This window comes from Azonexus sp., assembly GCF_036170495.1.
GTDB lineage: Bacteria > Pseudomonadota > Gammaproteobacteria > Burkholderiales > Rhodocyclaceae > Azonexus.
In genome coordinates this window covers 1-17,494 of record NZ_JAVHPH010000213.1, presented here as the reverse complement: position 1 = coordinate 17,494, position 17,494 = coordinate 1, and the positions used below count along the sequence as shown (strand labels likewise).

Sequence of the window (17,494 nt, the reverse complement as noted above, 5' to 3'; positions counted from 1 at the left end):
CCTATGCCATCGACAACGCCACCGAACGCGCCAACGGCTTCGCCCTGAGCCAGAAACTGTGGCGCGAAGGCTGCGGCGACAACGATCTGGCCGCCCGCCGCTGTCGGGCCGGGCTATTCACCGCGGCGCTGCGCCATGCCTTGTCCGGCGGCCAGAGCTGGGCGCCGGATGCGGATTTCAGTCAGAACGTCATTGTCCCGCTGCGCAGCGAAGCCCGGCGCCGCTGGCCCGGCGGGCTGGCCATCGGCAATCCCGACATCCCCAACCGCAACCCGTTGCACAATGTCGCCGACTGGCCGGCCGATCCGGCTGCCCGCATCGCTTATTCCCACGTCGCGGCGCGCTTCGAACCGCTCACCCCGCGCCCGCCTCGGGAAATCTGGCAAGCCGAAGCCCCGGGTGCGCTCACCACGCTGGTCGCCGGCCTGGCCGAATTCGTTTCCGCCCCCGAACGCCGCCAGATCGAAGTCGCCCTGGCCCGGCTGCCGGACATCGCCACAACGCAACTGACGGCCCCCTGCCGGATCAGCGCCAACGCCCCGGCCTCGCGCTGGTCGGTGAGCTGCGCGTCGAGCGCCGGACCAAGCCTGGCCGGCACCGTGCACCTGACAGCCGGCCGGCCGGGCAGCGGACAACTGACCCGCCTCACCCTGCCCGGCGGCACCGCCCTGAGCAACCTCGATCTGGTGCCGAGCAGCCCGGCGACAAGTAATTCAGCCAGCTTCACGCTGCGCTTCAGGCAGCAAAGCCCGCGCAGCGCCGACGGCCACGCCCTTGGCCGCCTCACATTTCGCCGCAACGCCAGCGATCCCACCGTCGGCGAGGCCGTACTCGATGTCCGCCAGGATTTCGCCGCCATCGAGCACGCCATGACGCGACTGGCCGACAGCCCGCAAGGTGAAGCACTGTTCGCCGCACGCGCCATCCCCCGGGAAAACCTGCTCGCCGCACTGCTCGCCGAACTCGGCGCCCCAGCGCCAAAGCCTTGCTGCCAAGCCGCGCAGAATCTGCCCGCACCCCGCCTGGAAGTGCCCTCGGCCGCGCTGGGCAACCTCGTCACCGCCCCGGTCGAACCGGCATTGCAGGCCTTCTACCCCTACTGCGCGACCTGCCACCAGACGGCCGAAACCTTCCCGCCCAATTTCCTGGCCGGCAACGGCACGCAGGTGGCGGCCCGTCTGCGCCAGTGCGCGCCGCGCCTTTACGTCCGGCTGGCCATGGCCGATCTGGCGCCGGAACAACGCGACAAGACGCCGATGCCGCCGGAAAGCATGCTGCCGGCCTTCGCCACCCAGAGCGACCGCTGGCGCAACAGCGCCGCCCGCAAGACCCTGCTCGCCCAGGTTGGCGACTGGCTGCGGGCAGAAACCGGCCGTCCGCCGAATCTCAACGAATTGCTGGCCGGCGGCTATGAAGCCCTGCGCCCCTGCCTGCCCACGCCACAGGGCAATCGCATGAAACGCTACTCCCTCCCCTTCAAGGGGAGGGTTGGGGTGGGGATGGGTCACGACAAGCCATGAAAACCCCTCAACACCCATCCCCCTCCCAACCTCCCCCTTGAAGGGGGAGGAGATGATGCATTCCGCATTCATGCAATTGCCCTGGCTCACGCCATAACGCCAACAAACCAAGGGGAGCACCATGAACGAAGAATTCGAACAAACCCCCAGCCCCTGGAAGCGCCGCTTCCTGATTCTTCTGGTCATCACCGTCGTCATCCCCGGCTTCATCGGCCTGCTGCTCCTCAAGCGCTTTGGTGAGGATATTCCCGTCGACTACGCCAGCCCGGTCGAGCACTTCAAATACGGCTCGACCGGCGGCGAGCACGAGATGGGCTTCCCGTACTGGATCTGGAAGGCGCTGCCCGAAGTTTGCCCGCAATACCTGCCGGGCAAGGGCTACCAGTCGCTCGGCATGGTCTATGAAAAGAAGCCCGACGGCAGCGACCGCGATCTGCCGATCGGCACCTCGCAGCGCCGCTACCAGGGCGTCGACCGCGTCTTCGTCAATTGCGCCGCCTGCCATGTCAGCACCGTGCGCACCGCCGCCAACAAGCCGGCCACCATCGTCCTCGGCATGCCGGCGGCCACTTTCAACATGAAGGGCTTCGAGGAATTCTTCTTCCGCTGCGCCGCCGATCCGAAGTTTTCCAAGGAATACATCCTGCCCGAGATCGAGAAACAGGGCGCCAATCTCGACCTGCTCGACCGCACCCTCGTTTACCCCATCGCCATCGCCATCATGCGCGACCGGGTGCTCGCGCTGGCCGGGCGTTTCGACTGGGTGTTCAAGCAGCGCGAATGGGGGCCGGGCCGGGTCGATACCTTCAATTCGGCCAAGGTCATCTTCAATTTCCCGATGGCCCATCTCGACCCCAAGGAATTCGACGCTCCGGCCGATTTCCCGTCGATCTGGCGGCAGCGCCAGCGCAAGGAACCGAAGGAAATGCAGCTGCACTGGGACGGCAACAACACCACGGTCGAGGAGCGCAACAAGAGCGCCGCCTTCGGCACCGGCACGACGCCGCCGACCATCGACATCGAACGCATCAAGCGCGTCGAAGCGTGGATCATGGACGCCGAGCCACCTCAATTTTCGGCCTTTTTTCCGGTTGACCGTGGCATCGCCGCCCAGGGCGCGCCGATCTACCAAAAGTATTGCGCCACCTGCCACGGCGCCTCGGGCAGCGACTTCAGCGGCGAGTACGTCGGCACCGTCGAGCCGCTGGCCAAGATCGGCACCGACCGCCGCCGCCTCGACTCCTACACCACCACGCTAGCCGTAAACCAGGCCACGCTCTACGCCGGCTACCCGTGGCGCTTCACGCATTTCCAGAAAACCCACGGCTACGCCAACATGCCGCTCGACGGCCTGTGGCTGCGCGCGCCTTACCTGCACAACGGCTCGGTGCCCAGCCTGCGCGATCTGCTCGAACCGGCGGCCAAACGGCCGAAAGCCTTCTACCGCGGCAACGACGTTTATGACCCGGTAAAAGTCGGCTTCGTCTCGAACGTGACCGAAGCCGGCGGCAAGAAATTCTTCCGCCTCGACACCGCCCTGCCCGGCAACGGCAACGGCGGCCACGAGGGCAAGGCCTATGGCACCGAACTGAGCGCCGGCGAAAAAGCCGCGCTGGTCGAGTTCCTCAAGACATTCTGAGAGGCGATGACATCATGACTACCTCCTGCTCCTGCAAAACCTGGCTCAAATACGCCGCGCTCGCCCTCGCTGCCCTCGCCATCATCGGCGGCATGATCGGCTACGACCGCGGCTTCCGCCCGTATCCACAGCCCGACTGGGTAACCGCGACGCCGGAAATGCGCTTCAAGTACGGCTCGATCGGCGCCGAGAACGATGCCGGCGTGCCCTACTGGATTTTCTACGTGCTACCCCGGATCTTTCCCGAAAAGCTGACGCAGGATGGCCTGGTCGTTCCCGGCGGCTACGCCTCGCTCGGCGTTTCATGGGAACAGGGCCAGGAATTGCCGATCGGCTTCACCCAGAAAACCATCGGCTTCGCCCGCGTCGCCAACAACTGCGCCGTCTGCCACACCACCAGCTACCGCGAGAAAATCGATTCCAACCCGGTTTTCGTCGTCGGCGGCTCGGCCCACACGACCAACGTCGAAGGCTTCTTCCGCTACCTCATCGACTGCGCCAAGGACCCGCGTTTCAACGCCGACATCCTGATGGCCGAAATCAACCGGGTGACCCACCTCGACTGGATCGACCAGCTGCTCTACCGCTTCCTGATCATCCCGATCACCAAGAAACGCCTGCTCGAACGCGAAGCGCAGTTCGCCTGGATCTACCGCAAGGACTTCCCGGAATGGGGCCGCGGCCGCGACGATGCGATGAATCTGACCAAGTACTTCATGATCAAGGCGCCGATGGACGACACCTTCGGCCCAACCGATATGCCGTCGGTGTGGAACCTGAAGAAATACGTCTGGGAAAAGGGCCACCGGATGAATTACGCCGGCGACAGCAACGATCCCTATTCGGTGATCATGGATTCCGCCCTCGGCGTACTCGGTGCGCCGCCCGCCAACAAGGCCGACTTTCTCGACCAGGTCAAATGGCTCAAGGATTACCTCTCCGCATTGCCGCCGCCCAAATATCCCTTCCCGATCAACGCGGCCCGCGCCGCTGCCGGCATGACGGTGTTTGACGCCCATTGCGCCGCCTGCCACGCCAGCGAAAAGACCGGCACACCGCTCCCCCTGGCCGATGTCGGCACCGACCGTGGCCGGCTCGACTCATGGAACAAGGGCGCCGCCATCAAGGCCAATCAGGTCGTCAAGGAGATGGGGCTGGAGCGCAAGGGGCTGGTCGAAGAAGACCTCATCGGTTACGTCGCCCCCTTCCTCGACGGCATCTGGCTCAAGGCGCCCTACCTGCACAACGGCTCGGTGCCCACCCTGCGCGACCTGCTCGAACCGGCCGCCCGGCGCCCCAAGCTCTTCTGGCGGGGCTACGACGTTTATGACCAGACGAAAGTCGGCTTCGTCAGCGATTCGCCCGAAGCCAAACGCGTCGGCACCCGGCTCGACACCGCCAGCAAGGGCGGGAGCAACCAGGGGCACGAGTTCGGCACGGGCTTATCGGCCAGCGAAAAGGATGCCCTCGTCGAGTATTTGAAAACGCTGTGAAGTGCCGATGCGAAAAGGGCGGTGTCCAATGAAAACCCATCTTCTGATCACCAGCACCCTCCTGGCCTTTACCAGCACCACGGCCCTCGGCGCGCCGGAAAAGCTGTCGTCAGCCGACCAGTCTGCCGCCTTCAAGGCCGCCGGCTTCAAGCTCAAGGGCAAGCGCTGGCAAGCCTGCGACGACCCGACCCCAAGCTACACCCCGGGCGCCATTCAGGAAGTCCGCGACCTCAACGGCGACGGCCTGCCCGAAGCCATCATCAGCGAAGGCGGCACCTACTGCTACGGCAACACCGGGGCCGGCTACAGCCTGCTCAGCAAACAGGCCAATGGCGGCTGGAAGCTGATCACCAGCGGCACCGGCATGCTCAACATCCTTAACACCAAAGGCGCCGCCAACTGGCCTGACCTCGAAATCGGCGGCCCCGGCTTCTGCTTCCCGGTCCACCGCTGGAACGGCCGGCAATACGCCGTGCAACGGCACCAATACGAAGGCAAACCGTGCCGACCGAAATAACTGGCCGAACTGTCGGCTGAATGCGACTTCCACGGTCAACCGGAAATTTTGGCCAAAATTGAAATAGCCCGAGACGCTGAATAGGCCGATGAAATCCTGTTAACGGTCAATTCGCAAGCAGAACGACCGCGATGGAAAGTATGCTCACCGTCGGTCGAGGTGACCAAAGGCATTTCGATTATTCCAGGCTGGTTTGGGTCACATCTCGTTCACGGTAGGCACTTTCGCCCCCTCTAATTGAACGGAATATTATTTCCGCGGTCGACTAGCTGAGGTTGGCCGGTTTGCTGGCGTCGAATCCTTGGCTACCCGCCGACTGAGCGGGGTTGGCGAATCGATGGGTTTTCCGGTTTTTCTGGCCTCATCGGGGAGAAGGGATGACCGATATATTCCTGAGCTATACCGAGCGCGACCGGGAGACGGCGCGGCGGATTGCCGAGGTGCTTGGTTCGGCGGGCTGGAGCGTCTGGTGGGACCGGCGGATTCCGGCTGGGGAAACCTGGCGCAGCGTGCTTGAGCATGCGCTGGAAGACATGCGCTGCATGGTGGTCTTGTGGTCGGCCAAATCAATCGAAAGCGAGTGGGTTTACGAGGAGGCCACCGAGGGGCGCCGGTTGGGCAAGCTGGTGCCGGTGATGATCGAGGACGTTCGCCCGCCGGCCGGCTTTCGCGAGATTCAGGCGGCCGACCTGACGGGGTGGGATGGCTCGCCCGATTTCGATGGCCTGCACATGCTGCTGGCGGACCTTGAGCATCTGCTGGGCAAGCCGGTGGTGGGCGCCGCTGATAGGTCATCGCCGGCCAGTCGGCAGCAAGCCGATGCTGGGCGCGACCCTGCCCCGCCCTACGAGGCGACCGATTTACCCGGCCGGGCGACGCCGGCAACGCATGGCGCCCAAGCACGCTGGCCACTTTGGACGCTGGCCGGCGGTCTTCTGGTGGGTGCGGTTGCCTTCATCGGCCTGTCATCTCGCCAGCAACCCGTTCCCGCGACCCCGGCCCCGGAATCGGCCAGTCGGCAACCGGAGCGAAAGGTGCCGCCAGCTGCTCCCGCTGCCGTTCCGACCGCCCCCTCGCCGCCAACGGCAAGCGTCCGGCCGGAAGTTTCCCGCGACTCGCGCGCCGCTTTGGCCGCTTCGACGGCGACGCTATCGCGCAACAGACCCCTGGCCGAGTCTTCCCCGACCATCAAGCGGAGCGCTTCGACCGGCCTGTCCAGCGCCCGTTGTGCCGATCTGCTGGCCCGCATCCAGCTCGGCGAAACGCTTTCCGAGGCAAGCCAATCCAGATTCGACAAGGAGTGCCGGCCATGAACAATCGATCTTCCCGCCTTGCGCGTTCAGCCTTGTGCACAGCAGCTTGCGCTGCCCTGCTGCTGATCGCCGGCTGCGACACGCTCAAGGAATTCACCGCTTCGCCGGCACCGTCGGCTACCACCTCGCCCCCACCGGCCGCGGCCAGCCCGGCCGCCCCGCCCACTGCGCCAGGCACGCCGCCAGCGCCAGCCCAGCCTTACGACCAGGCGGTATTGAGCGCCGCCACGGCCTTGTTCACCAATGCCAAATTGCCGCCGGCCGGCACCCCGGCCCAGCCGAAGTACGCGCTGGTCATCGATCCGCTGATCGACGGCATGACCGGCGCCCAGTCGGTGACGACGCGCTCGATGGGCCGGCGGCTGACCGATCTGATGCATGAACGCTACCCGCAATTCGACGTGCAGGCCTTTTCGGCGGCCAATGTGGCGAAGAGCCCGCTGGTCCTGATCGGCACCTTCACCGGGGTCAATGCCCAGCGCAAGACGGCGGGCAGCCGCGAGGCCTACCGCATCTGCTTTGCGCTAGCCGACCTGCGCAGCGGCAAACTGGTCAGCAAGGGCCTGGCCTTTGCGTTGCCGGCCGGCGTGGACCCGACGCCGCTGGCCTTTTTCCGCGACGCCCCGGCCTGGTCGGAAGACCCGGCGACCGAGGGCTACATCAAGACCTGTCAGGGCACCAAGGCCGGCGACCCGATCAACCCGCTCTACCTCGACCGCATTCTCGCCGCCTCGGTCGTCGCGCAAGGCATCGAAGCCTACGAGGCCGGCCACTATCGCGAAGCCCTCGACTTTTACACCAGCGCCCTGGCCATGCCGTCCGGCGACCAGTTTCGCGTGCATAACGGCATTTATCTCGCCAATTGGAAGCTCGGTCGCCGGCAGCCGGCGGAAGCAGCCTTTGCCAAGGTCGTCGACTATGGCCTCGAACACCAGCGGCTGGCCGTCAAGTTCCTGTTCCGTCCCGGCTCGACGGCTTTCATGGCCAACCCGGCGCTGAGCGGCCCCTACCCGGGCTGGCTGAAAACCATCGCCCGACGCACCGGCGACAGCGGCAAATGCCTGGAAATCACCGGTCACACCAGCCCGACCGGCCCGGAACCCTTGAATGAACGGCTGTCGCTGCTCCGCGCCGAATTCATCAAATCGCGTCTGGCCCAGACCTCGCCCGGACTCGCCAAGCGGATGATTGCCAACGGCGTCGGCTCAAGACAAACGATGGTCGGCAACGGCCGCGACGATGCCAGCGACGCGCTGGATCGGCGGGTGGAGTTCAAGGTAATCGGGTGCTGAGCGCCAGCGGCGGTTTGCTACGGTCAACCGGAAAAAACAATCAAAATTGAAATAGCCAGCCGCGCCGAAACTCAGCGCGCCGCAATCACCCCGCAGGCGATCCGCTTGCCCGAGTTGCCGGCTGGCTGCGACTTGTAGTCGTCGGGATCGGCATGGATCACGACGCTTCGGCCGATGACGCCGGTTGCGCCGTTCAGGGTCAGCCCGCGCAGATCGGCGCGGTAGATAGCTTCACCCTGCGCATTGGCGATCAGGTTCGGCAGGTCGCCACCATGATGCTCGTCGCCAGCGTGATAGCCGTGCTGCTTGGCCGTCGGATTGAAATGCCCCTTGGCGCTGCTCGCATCTGGCGCGCTGCAATCGCCCGCCTCATGGACGTGGAAACCATGCTCGCCCGGCGTCAGCCAGGCCACCTTGACCTCGACGCGCAAACGACCGTCCGTTTCAGAAAAATTGACCGTGCCGCTGACCATGCTGCCCGAACGGGCGAGCAGTTCGGCCCTGGCCGACGGACCGGACAGGGAGGTGGCACAGCCGCTCAGCACGGCAAGGGACAAGGCACTCAAGGCAACAGCAGGGCGGAGCAGCATGGTTTTTCCTGAACGAAAACTTCGCAAATGGGAACGGGAGAGTTCCATTCGACCCCTATGCAAAACAGATGTTCCCTCCATATCCCCGCGTCTTTATAACAATTTGCAATAACAAGATGCGCACTTGTTCTTAAAACAATATTAAGGACTTGCTACAATGGCGCCCATTCGACAATCCCTGCGGATTACCCAAGCAATGACCCAACGTTCTACCCTCTCCCATCTCGACTGGCTTGAAGCCGAAGCCATCCACATCATGCGCGAAGTGGCGGGCCAGTGTGCCAACCCGGTGCTGCTCTTCTCCGGCGGCAAGGACTCGATCTGCATGCTGCGCCTGGCCGAAAAGGCCTTCCGCCCGGGCAAATTCCCTTTCCCGCTGATGCACATCGACACCGGCCACAATTACCAGGAAGTCGTCGCCTTCCGCGACAAGCGTGCGGCCGAACTCGGCGAGCGGCTGATCGTGCGTTCGGTCGAAGATTCGATGAAGCGCGGCACCGTCGTCCTCAAGCATGAAGGCGAATCGCGCAACAAGCACCAGTCGGTGACGCTGCTCGAAGCCATCGAGGAATTCGGTTTCGACGCCTGCATCGGCGGCGCCCGCCGCGACGAGGAAAAGGCCCGCGCCAAGGAACGCATCTTCAGCTTCCGCGACGAATTCGGCCAATGGGACCCGAAGAATCAGCGCCCCGAACTGTGGAGCCTGTACAACGCGCGCAGCCACAAGGGCGAGAACATCCGCGCCTTCCCGATTTCGAACTGGACGGAAATGGACGTCTGGCAATACATCGAGCGCGAAGGCCTCGAACTGCCGAGCATCTACTTCGCCCACACCCGCCCGGTCGCCATGCGCCAGGGCGCCATCGTGCCGGTCAACGTGCCGCTGGTCGGTGGCGGCGTCGCCAATCCGTCCAAGCCGGGTGAAGAGATCATCGACCTGCAAGTGCGTTTCCGCACCGTCGGCGACATTTCCTGTACGGCACCCGTGGAATCCGATGCCGACACCGTCGAGAAGATCGTACTCGAAACGGCCACCACCACCATCACCGAGCGCGGCGCTACCCGTCTGGACGACCAGACCAGCGACGCCTCCATGGAACAACGCAAGAAAGAGGGTTACTTCTGATGACCGCCCAAGTTGAACGAGTTTACGAAGATGCCGGCCTGCTCCGCTTCCTGACCTGCGGCAGCGTCGACGACGGCAAGAGCACCCTGATCGGCCGCCTGCTGTTCGACACCAAGACCATTCTCGCCGACACGCTGTCAGCCATCACGCGCACATCCGAAAAGCGCGGCATGGGCGCGGTCGACCTTTCCCTGCTCACCGACGGCCTACAAGCCGAGCGCGAACAGGGCATCACCATCGACGTCGCCTACCGCTACTTCAGTACCGGCACGCGCAAGTACATCATCGCCGACGCGCCGGGCCACGAGCAATACACCCGCAACATGGTCACCGCCGCGTCGACCGCCAACCTCGCCATCATCCTGATCGATGCGCGCAAGGGCGTATTGACGCAAACCCGCCGCCACTCCAAGCTGGCCTCGCTGGTCGGCATCCCGCACCTGATCGTCGCCATCAACAAGATGGATTTAGTCGATTACGCACAGGAAACCTACGAGCGGATCAAGGGCGAATACCTTGAATTTGCCGCCAAGGTCGGCATCGAAGACATCCGCTTCATCCCGCTCTCGGCGCTCAACGGCGACATGATCGTGGACCGTGGCGACAAGCTGAACTGGTACGACGGCCCGACCCTGCTCGACATGCTCGAAACCGCCCCGGCTGCCCACACCGAGCACTCCGAGAAATTCCGCTTCCCGGTCCAGTACGTCTGCCGCCCGCAGGATTCCGCCAACCCCGAGCTGCACGACTACCGCGGCTTCATGGGCCGCATCGAAGCCGGCTCGATCAAGGTCGGCGACACCGTCACCGTCTTGCCCTCCGGCCGCGAATCGACCGTCAAGGCCGTACAAATCGGCGGCGTCGATATCGGTGAAGCCTTCACCGAACAATCCATCACCCTCCTCCTGGCCGATGAAATCGACACCTCGCGTGGCGACATGATCGTCAAATCGAGCGAAGTGCCGGCCGCCGTCAAACAGATCGAAGCGACCGTCTGCTGGATGGCCGAAGCGCCGATGGACCGCAACCGCACCTACCTGATCCGCCACACGACGCGCGACTCGAAGGCCAAACTGGCCGCCATCGACCATCGCCTCGACGTCAACACGCTGGAAAAAGTCCCGGCCGAAAAGCTGGCGATGAACGACATCGCGCAAGTCACCTTCAAACTGGCCCAGCCGCTGTTCGCCGACCCGTATCTGGAAAACCGGGGAACCGGGGCTTTCATCATCATCGATGAAAGCAACAACAACACGGTTGGGGCGGGGATGATTCTCTGACATCCCACGGTCAACCGGAAATTTTGGCCAAAATTGAAAACGCCTCCGCACTGGAGGCGTTTTGATTTGTCCCTGTCCATTTTTTCCATTTCGCGGCTAACATAAGCGTCGCCAGCGATTTGCCCGAATCGCCCGAAATCCGGACTCAACGACACTGCTGGGAAATTCTGAATGCGCGTTCTGATTGTTGATGACAATGTATCGATGCGAGACCTGCTGACCGCCCTGCTGTCGAGCCAGGGTTATCAGGTGGTGGCGGCGCTGGAAGAGGGCAATGGCGTGATGGATGCTGTGCGCAAGCTGGCACCGGACATTGTCTGCCTCGACTACCAATTGCCGGGCCGTGATGGCCTCGACATCCTGCGCGAGATCAATTCAGCCCATCCGAAAATCGACGTCCTGTTCATCACTGCCTCGGAAGACCCCGGCATCGAGGCCAAGGCCGCCGATGCTGGCGCCGCCGGCTTTCTGCGCAAGCCATTCGGCCAGAAGCAGGTGATCGACGAGTTGAAGCAGGTTGTCGAAACCCGCCGCCGCGCCTCGCCGGAAAGCCAGCCGGAAGCTGCCGTCCAATCACCGGTGCCGCAGCCGGTTGCCGAGAAAACCGCAAAAACCCCGGGCAAACAGCCGACGGCTGTCATCGCCGACGACAACAGCTCGATCCGCCTGCTGCTCAAAGGCCTGCTCACCGAACTCGGCGTGCACGTCGTCGGTCAGGCGGCCAATGGCGAAGAAGCCATCCGGGCGGCCACCAACCACCAGCCCACGGTGCTTTTTCTCGACGTCAACATGCCCATCCTCGGCGGCCTCGACGCGCTGCCCAGAATTGTCGAGGCCAGCCCGCAAACGGCGGTGGTCATGGTCACCGGCGACACCTCGCGAACCATCGTCCAGCAAGCGGCTGGACTCGGCGCCCGCGGCTATGTCGTCAAGCCGGTGCGCCCGGCCTATATCGAGAAGTTCCTGAAACAGCTGTTCAACGCCTGAGCCAAGAAAGGTTTACTGTCATGACCTTGATGATCGACTTTCCCTTCCCGGGTGCCGCCCCCTGGGTCGATCACTTCAAGACCATCGAAGTCCCGGTCCTCCGCCATACGGTGCACCAGCTCGACGAGTTGCGGGCAACCGCCGAGACGATCAACACCAGCAAGCTGGCGACCATCATCGCCCACGACCCGCTGATGACCCTGCGCCTTTTTCAAACCATGCAGGCGCGTCGATCAAGCAGGCAGTCGGCCGACATCACGACCATCGAGCGTTCGCTGGTGATGATCGGCACCGAGAATTTTTACAGTAGCATCGAGAATCCACCGATCGTCGAGCAGCAACTCAAAGGCTACCCGAAGGCCATGCTCGGCCTGCTCAAGGTCATTGCCCGCTCCCGTGTTGCCGCGCAATGGGCCCGCGACTGGGCCTTGCTGCGCCAGAACGTCAGCTTCGACGAAATTGCCATGGCCGCGCTGCTCCACGACCTCGTCGAAATCCTCATGTGGTGCTTCGCCCCGAACCTGGCGATCCAAGCCAGGGAACGACAGACCAGCGAGCCGGGGCGGCGGAGCAGCCAGATTCAGCAAGAAGTCTTCGGCGCCTCGCTCAACGACATCGCCGTCGAACTGATCACCCACTGGAGCTTGCCACCGCTGCTCTGTTCGCTGCTCAAGCCAGCCGATGGCGAAGTGGCCAATGTCCAAAACGTCAAGCTTGCCGTGGACCTGGCACGGCACTCGGCGAATGGCTGGAACGACTCGGCCCTGCCGGACGACTATCGCGCCATCGAGGCCCTGCTCCACATCGGCCACAGCCATCTGCTCGAACGCATCGGTGCCCCCGACGAGCAGGTCCAGGCGGCTCGCCAGGCCGAGGCGGAAGGCGACCCGCTGGCTTCCTAGGAAAGTGTGCCGCATCCTGTTTGACCAACAGGAAGCGTCGCCCCCCCCCTTATGTCCCGCAGGGACGGTATCCCTTGGGACAAGCGGGAGGGCTGGGGTTGGGATGGGTAAGAAAGTCGAATACGGCCCCTCAACTACCCATCCCCCTGATGGGGCTGCTGAGCAACCGACTAAGCCGTCAAATAACGGCGGCTCACCAAACTCAAAGATCGTAATTGAGCTGGAACCAGTAGGTTCGGCCATCCATGCGCAGCGAATCCTGCGGCAAGCCGCTGTCCGGACGCCAGTCGAAGGGCGAAACAACGTCGTATGCGCGATCGAACAGGTTGCGAATGCTGAATGAGGCGGCCAGGCCGTGCCACTTGCGTTCGCTCGAGAAGGTCAGGTTGGCCAGCCCGACACCGTCCAGCCGTCGCCGTTCCAGGGTCAGCCGCGAACCGAGGTATTGCGCCTCGAGCCCGGTGCGCACGGCGCTGGCGATGATCGGAAAACTGAGATTGAACTTGCCCAGAACGTGCGGCGAGTTGACCAGCTCGGCCCCATAGACATCCTGGGCATTCTGCCAGGCCAGGCTGCCACGCGCGCGAATGCCACCTTCCCACAGGCGCTCGAGTTCGACTTCCAGACCGAGCGTACGGCTGTTGCCTTGCGGGACGTAATCGTCCAGCGCATCGCTATAAATCAGCTGACTGCGCCGGCGATAGTTGTAGAGCGATGCAGTCAGGCAGGTATCGCGGGTAAATTCGTGCTGCAGGGCAAGTTCGCTGGCCGCCACGTATTCGGGCACGGCCGTCCCGCTCGACGAGAAGCGCTCGTAGGCATGCGGCATGCGGAAGGCTTCGCTGTAAGAGGCTTTCAGGGTCGTCTGGTCGGTCGGCTTGTAGATCACGGCCAGACGCGGGCTCCAGTTGCCAGCCAGATCGCTGGCATCGTCGTAGCGGGCGCCGATGTTGAGCGACCAGCGCTCGCTGACCCGGTACTCGTCGGTCAGGTAGACACTGGCGGTGCGCCGCGACAGCGAATCACTGAACACCTCGACGACGGCTTTCTCAGGGGACAAATACGTCCGCCGGAACTGCTGTCGGTCATCGTTGCGGAATTCAAAGCCGAAGACCATGGTGTGGTCAACCGACCAGTTGCCGACAAATTTCTGGTCGATGCCCCACCACTGACCATGGTATTCACGCCGCCCATATTTTTCGTTGTCGAAACTGTAATCGGTAAATTGGCGCCACGAATCGTAGGCATAGTGACCGGAATACAAACGGGACAGCGAACTCAGCGTGGGGCTCAGCGTCGTTTGGTAGGCCAAATTGAGAAAGGCGTTTTCGTCGCGCACCGAAAACGGCGTATTGAAGGCCGTCGACCCGGTGGGATTGGTCGGCAGCATTTTCTTGCGGTCGACATAGCCGCCCTCGACCGTCAGGCCCTGATAGGCAAATTTACCGAAAACCCGCTTGTTGGTCTCGCCATCCTGGTTTTCGGCGAGGCCATTGTTCGTGCTCGGGGTGTCGTAGGCCGGAAAGTAGAGGCTGCGCCCTTTGACGTCGAGCGCCGACGCCGAGAGCAACAGATCGGCGCCATTGTCGAAACGTTTGCCGTAAGTCACCCGCTGCTTCTGGCCACCCTGACTGGAAACCTCGCCGGACAACTGGGCGGCATTGAAATCGCGTCCCTTTTTGGTCACGACGTTGATGATGCCGAGCATAGCGTTGTTGCCGTAGGTGACCGAGCCGGTGCCCGGGACGTATTCAACGCGCTCGACGAGCTCCAGGTCGAGCAGGCCCGATTCGTCGATGTAGGCCTGATTGAACAGGCTGTCCTGCGTCGCATAGCCGTCGATAAGCAGCATGATCCGCCCGGCATAGTCGCCCGGCTCGCCGAAACCGCGGCCCCCCAGGTACTGATAACGCCGATCGTAGGTGGTGCTCAGTCCGCGCATGCTGTTGATGACGTCAGCCAGCGTGCGGTAGCCGAAGGCGCGGATGTCGGCGGCCGTGACAATGCTCACAGCCGACGGAGAATCGCTGACCTGCTGGGCAATCTCGACAACCGGCACGGCCTCGCGGAGAATCAGTTGTTCGAGCGGCAGTTCGGTCAGGTCAACGGCCGGTTCGGCCAGTGCCACGCCCGCCAGAAAGCTCAGGCACAGCGCACCATTGAACCGTTTCAGCCTGCCAGAATTCACCCGCTATTTCCCCCTGTCGTTGCTTGCCTTGGCGCCGGCACGGCGCATGTCACGGCCGGCATTCTAGCCGACTTTATCAAAAGCAAAAAACAACAATTTCGTAAAACAGTTTTGTTATTTTATTCAAAAAATACAAATAAATAGCCACATTACATCGGCAAGCCAAAACACCCGCGGACACTTCTCGTGGTGACGCAAGCGACGCATTTTTGGTGAATAATCACGCCATGTTGAGACTATTCATTGCCAGCGCCGCCCTGATCTTGCTGACTGCCCCTGCCTGTGCGGAAATCTACAAATGCCGCCTGTCCAACGGCCAGACCGAGATCGCCAACGTGCCCTGCCCGACGGGCAGCGGCACGGTGACGGTGCGGCCGGACGAACGCGTATCCGAAGCTTCCCGGCGGGCCGCCGAGCAGGATGTCGAGCGGATGCGCAATTTTGTCGAAAAACGCGAGGCCGCGCAGCGCGCCGAAGCGGCGGCCGAACGCGAGGCGCAGGCAGCCAGCCAGCGCCAGGGTATCGACGCCCCGCGGGCGCCGCGCCAGGTCGGCAACGCCGACGAGTGCTTGCGCAACGTCGAGTCGATGGTTCTGGAAGCAGGCCAGCGCGCCCGGATGGAGGCCGAATGCCGCAACCTGGTCAATCCGCAGCCGGTCTATGTCCCGATCGGCGTGCCGGTCGGCGTCCCGGTCTATCCGCCACGCCGCCACATTCATCCGCCGCCGGCCACGGCACCCAAGGCGGAACCGCCCAGCGCGCCAAAAACCGTCCTGCCGCCCCTGAAAAAATAAGCCAACACGACTGGGGCCGCCCCTTTTCCGGCAACGGACCGATCTTCCACGGTCAACCGGAAATAACGGCCAATTTTGAAATTTCCGGGCGGTGCGCGCGTCGCCCCAATGCACGCCAAGGCAGACCATGACCGAGCTTCTTCTCCAGCCCTACCCCGACAGCGCCGCCGGGGAGAAAATCATCGCCAGCACGAAAACCTGGCTGGAACGCGCCGTCATCGGGCTCAACCTGTGCCCGTTCGCCAAAAGCGTCTTCGTCAAAAAACAAGTCCGCTACGCCCTGACGGCGGCGACCACGGCCGACGAATTGCTTGCCGAACTGGAGCACGAACTGGCGCTGATGAGGGAAACCGATCCGGCCAAGCTCGATACGACCCTGCTCATCCACCCGCTGGCGATGACCCATTTTCTCGACTTCCATTTCTTTCTCGGCGAAGTCGATGCGCTGATCCGCAACCTCGGTTACGAGGGCGTCTTCCAGATCGCCAGCCTGCACCCGCAATACGAGTTTGCCGGCAGCGCGCCGGATGACATCGCCAATTTCACCAACCGCGCCCCCTACCCGACCCTGCACCTGCTCCGCGAAAGCAGCATCGACCGCGCCGTGGCGGCCTTCCCCGAGGCCGAAGCGATTTTCGAGCGCAACATCGAAACGATGGAACGCCTCGGCCACGAGGGCTGGAAGAAGCTCTGGCTGAGCTGAATCGATGCTCAGCAACGTGGCGGACCAGGAAGCCCACGGTCAACCCGAAAAAACGGCCAAAAATGAAATGCTGATCAGGCTGTTTCGTGCCCGGCGCCGTCTTTTTCCTGGCGGCCAAGGGTCAGTTCGGTATTCTCGCTGAGGGCGAAAAAGAAGGCTTCGACGGCTTTCGGCTCGCCGGAGGCGGCGAAGGTGGTCTGGCCGCAGTCGCACTGGCCGACCCAGATCGCCTCGATGCCGCGCAGGCCGCGCGTGCTGACCGGGTTGATCGTCGTCACGTCGCCGCCGCAGCCATTGCAGACCAGCTTTTCCGGACGTGTCGACGCGATTTTGGCTTGCGCCTGAGCGATGCGTTCTGCCTGCGTACCCCGATTTTTGGCCTGCCCCATGTCTGCTCCCCGCAATTTTCAAAGGCAGGCAGGATACAGGAATTCAATCTTCGCCGGCCAGCTCACTGGGCCAGCTGATAGCACCGCTTGCCGGCCGCCTTGGCGCGGTACATGGACTGGTCGGCGCAACGAATGATCGCCTCTGGGGTGCTTTGCAGGCCAATCTGCGGAAACAGGCAGATGCCGATGCTGGCGCTTATGGGCGGCATCTCGGGCAGGCCGGCGATGGGTTCCTCGATGATCCGGATGAGCTTTTCAGCCAGATGGGCAGCGGCATCACAGGAGCCGATGTCCTGCACGAGCAGGAAGAATTCGTCGCCGCCAAGGCGCGAGATGGTGTCCGTTTCGCGGGTCGCGGCGACCAGGCGGCGGGCAATTTCCCGCAACACGGTGTCGCCGACCTCGTGCCCGAGTCGGTCGTTCACGTTTTTGAAGCCGTCGAGATCGACAAAAAAACCGGCATGCCGCTCGGAATCCCGCCGGGCCAGCGCCAGCGCCTGATTCATCCGGTCGTCGAGCAGGTCGCGATTAGGCAGGCCGGTCAGCCGGTCATGCAGCGAACGTTCAAGGTGCTGGCGGCGCTCGCAGTCGAGCTGCAACTCGCGCAGGAAAAGCTGGCGGCGCTGGTATTCGACCAGATAGCCGGCCGCACCGCCGATCAGGTTGGCCGAGATCATGAAAAAATTCTGGCTGAGCAGCATCGGGGCCGGATAGGTATGGACGTAGGCAAATACCAGGTTGTAGAGCAGCAGGACAAAAAT

At 63.2% G+C, this 17,494-nt stretch carries 16 protein-coding genes; 12 read left to right on the top strand and 4 right to left on the bottom strand.

Annotation, left to right across the window (positions count from 1 at the left end; genetic code table 11):
- The 6 genes from ADADOO_RS07325 to ADADOO_RS07300 all read left to right on the top strand — a co-directional run.
- Positions 1-1,520, top strand: a 1,520-nt coding sequence (locus ADADOO_RS07325; protein WP_511276298.1) for a hypothetical protein, incomplete at its 5' end; no start/stop codon positions are given.
- 121 nt (positions 1,521-1,641) lie between these two features.
- A complete protein-coding gene (locus ADADOO_RS07320) occupies positions 1,642-3,159 on the top strand; it encodes a c-type cytochrome (protein ID WP_511276297.1) in 1,518 nt (505 codons plus the stop codon).
- A gap of 14 nt (positions 3,160-3,173) precedes the next feature.
- Entirely contained in the window at positions 3,174-4,652 is a 1,479-nt protein-coding gene (locus ADADOO_RS07315; protein ID WP_511276295.1) for a c-type cytochrome, read from the top strand.
- A gap of 28 nt (positions 4,653-4,680) precedes the next feature.
- Positions 4,681-5,169, top strand: coding sequence for a hypothetical protein (locus ADADOO_RS07310; protein WP_511276293.1), 489 nt, complete (start codon positions 4,681-4,683; stop codon positions 5,167-5,169).
- A 377-nt stretch (positions 5,170-5,546) separates the two neighbouring features.
- Complete coding sequence (locus tag ADADOO_RS07305) at positions 5,547-6,482, top strand: toll/interleukin-1 receptor domain-containing protein (RefSeq protein WP_511276292.1); 936 nt, start codon at positions 5,547-5,549, stop codon at positions 6,480-6,482.
- On the top strand, positions 6,479-7,774 hold the full coding sequence (locus ADADOO_RS07300) for an OmpA family protein (RefSeq protein WP_511276290.1): 1,296 nt from the start codon (positions 6,479-6,481) through the stop codon (positions 7,772-7,774). The genes ADADOO_RS07305 and ADADOO_RS07300 overlap by 4 nt, the downstream gene beginning before the upstream one ends.
- A 71-nt stretch (positions 7,775-7,845) precedes the next feature.
- On the opposite strand, the gene ADADOO_RS07295 is transcribed toward ADADOO_RS07300, so the two are convergent.
- Positions 7,846-8,364 carry a superoxide dismutase family protein gene (locus tag ADADOO_RS07295; RefSeq protein ID WP_511276288.1) on the bottom strand — a complete coding sequence of 173 codons (519 nt, stop codon included), beginning with the start codon at positions 8,362-8,364 and terminating at the stop codon, positions 7,846-7,848.
- A 157-nt stretch (positions 8,365-8,521) separates the two neighbouring features.
- Between ADADOO_RS07295 and cysD the strand changes: the two genes are divergently transcribed.
- From cysD to ADADOO_RS07275, 4 genes are all read left to right on the top strand, one after another.
- Positions 8,522-9,490, top strand: coding sequence for a sulfate adenylyltransferase subunit CysD (gene cysD / locus ADADOO_RS07290; RefSeq protein WP_511276287.1), 969 nt, complete (start codon positions 8,522-8,524; stop codon positions 9,488-9,490).
- Positions 9,490-10,770 (top strand): sulfate adenylyltransferase subunit CysN, encoded by a 1,281-nt coding sequence (gene cysN / locus ADADOO_RS07285; protein WP_511276286.1) that lies wholly within the window; start codon positions 9,490-9,492, stop codon positions 10,768-10,770. The genes cysD and cysN overlap by 1 nt, the downstream gene beginning before the upstream one ends.
- Positions 10,771-10,941: 171 nt before the next feature.
- Positions 10,942-11,757: a response regulator transcription factor gene (locus ADADOO_RS07280; RefSeq protein ID WP_511276284.1), complete on the top strand. Its 816-nt coding sequence runs from the start codon at positions 10,942-10,944 to the stop codon at positions 11,755-11,757.
- A 20-nt stretch (positions 11,758-11,777) separates the two neighbouring features.
- Positions 11,778-12,659 (top strand): HDOD domain-containing protein, encoded by an 882-nt coding sequence (locus ADADOO_RS07275; RefSeq protein ID WP_511276282.1) that lies wholly within the window; start codon positions 11,778-11,780, stop codon positions 12,657-12,659.
- A gap of 202 nt (positions 12,660-12,861) precedes the next feature.
- Here ADADOO_RS07275 and ADADOO_RS07270 read toward each other — a convergent pair whose 3' ends face one another.
- Entirely contained in the window at positions 12,862-14,847 is a 1,986-nt protein-coding gene (locus ADADOO_RS07270; protein ID WP_511276280.1) for a TonB-dependent receptor plug domain-containing protein, read from the bottom strand.
- Positions 14,848-15,074: 227 nt separating this feature from the next.
- Here ADADOO_RS07270 and ADADOO_RS07265 point away from each other — a divergent pair, with 227 nt between their 5' ends.
- Positions 15,075-15,641 carry a DUF4124 domain-containing protein gene (locus tag ADADOO_RS07265; protein WP_511276278.1) on the top strand — a complete coding sequence of 189 codons (567 nt, stop codon included), beginning with the start codon at positions 15,075-15,077 and terminating at the stop codon, positions 15,639-15,641.
- Positions 15,642-15,768: 127 nt separating this feature from the next.
- Positions 15,769-16,344: a DUF1415 domain-containing protein gene (locus tag ADADOO_RS07260; RefSeq protein WP_511276277.1), complete on the top strand. Its 576-nt coding sequence runs from the start codon at positions 15,769-15,771 to the stop codon at positions 16,342-16,344.
- A gap of 74 nt (positions 16,345-16,418) precedes the next feature.
- Here ADADOO_RS07260 and ADADOO_RS07255 read toward each other — a convergent pair whose 3' ends face one another.
- Together ADADOO_RS07255 and ADADOO_RS07250 are read right to left on the bottom strand one after the other, a co-directional pair.
- Complete coding sequence (locus tag ADADOO_RS07255; RefSeq protein WP_511276275.1) at positions 16,419-16,733, bottom strand: hypothetical protein; 315 nt, start codon at positions 16,731-16,733, stop codon at positions 16,419-16,421.
- 62 nt (positions 16,734-16,795) lie between these two features.
- Positions 16,796-17,494: diguanylate cyclase domain-containing protein (locus ADADOO_RS07250; RefSeq protein ID WP_511276273.1), on the bottom strand; the 699-nt coding region annotated here is incomplete at its 5' end.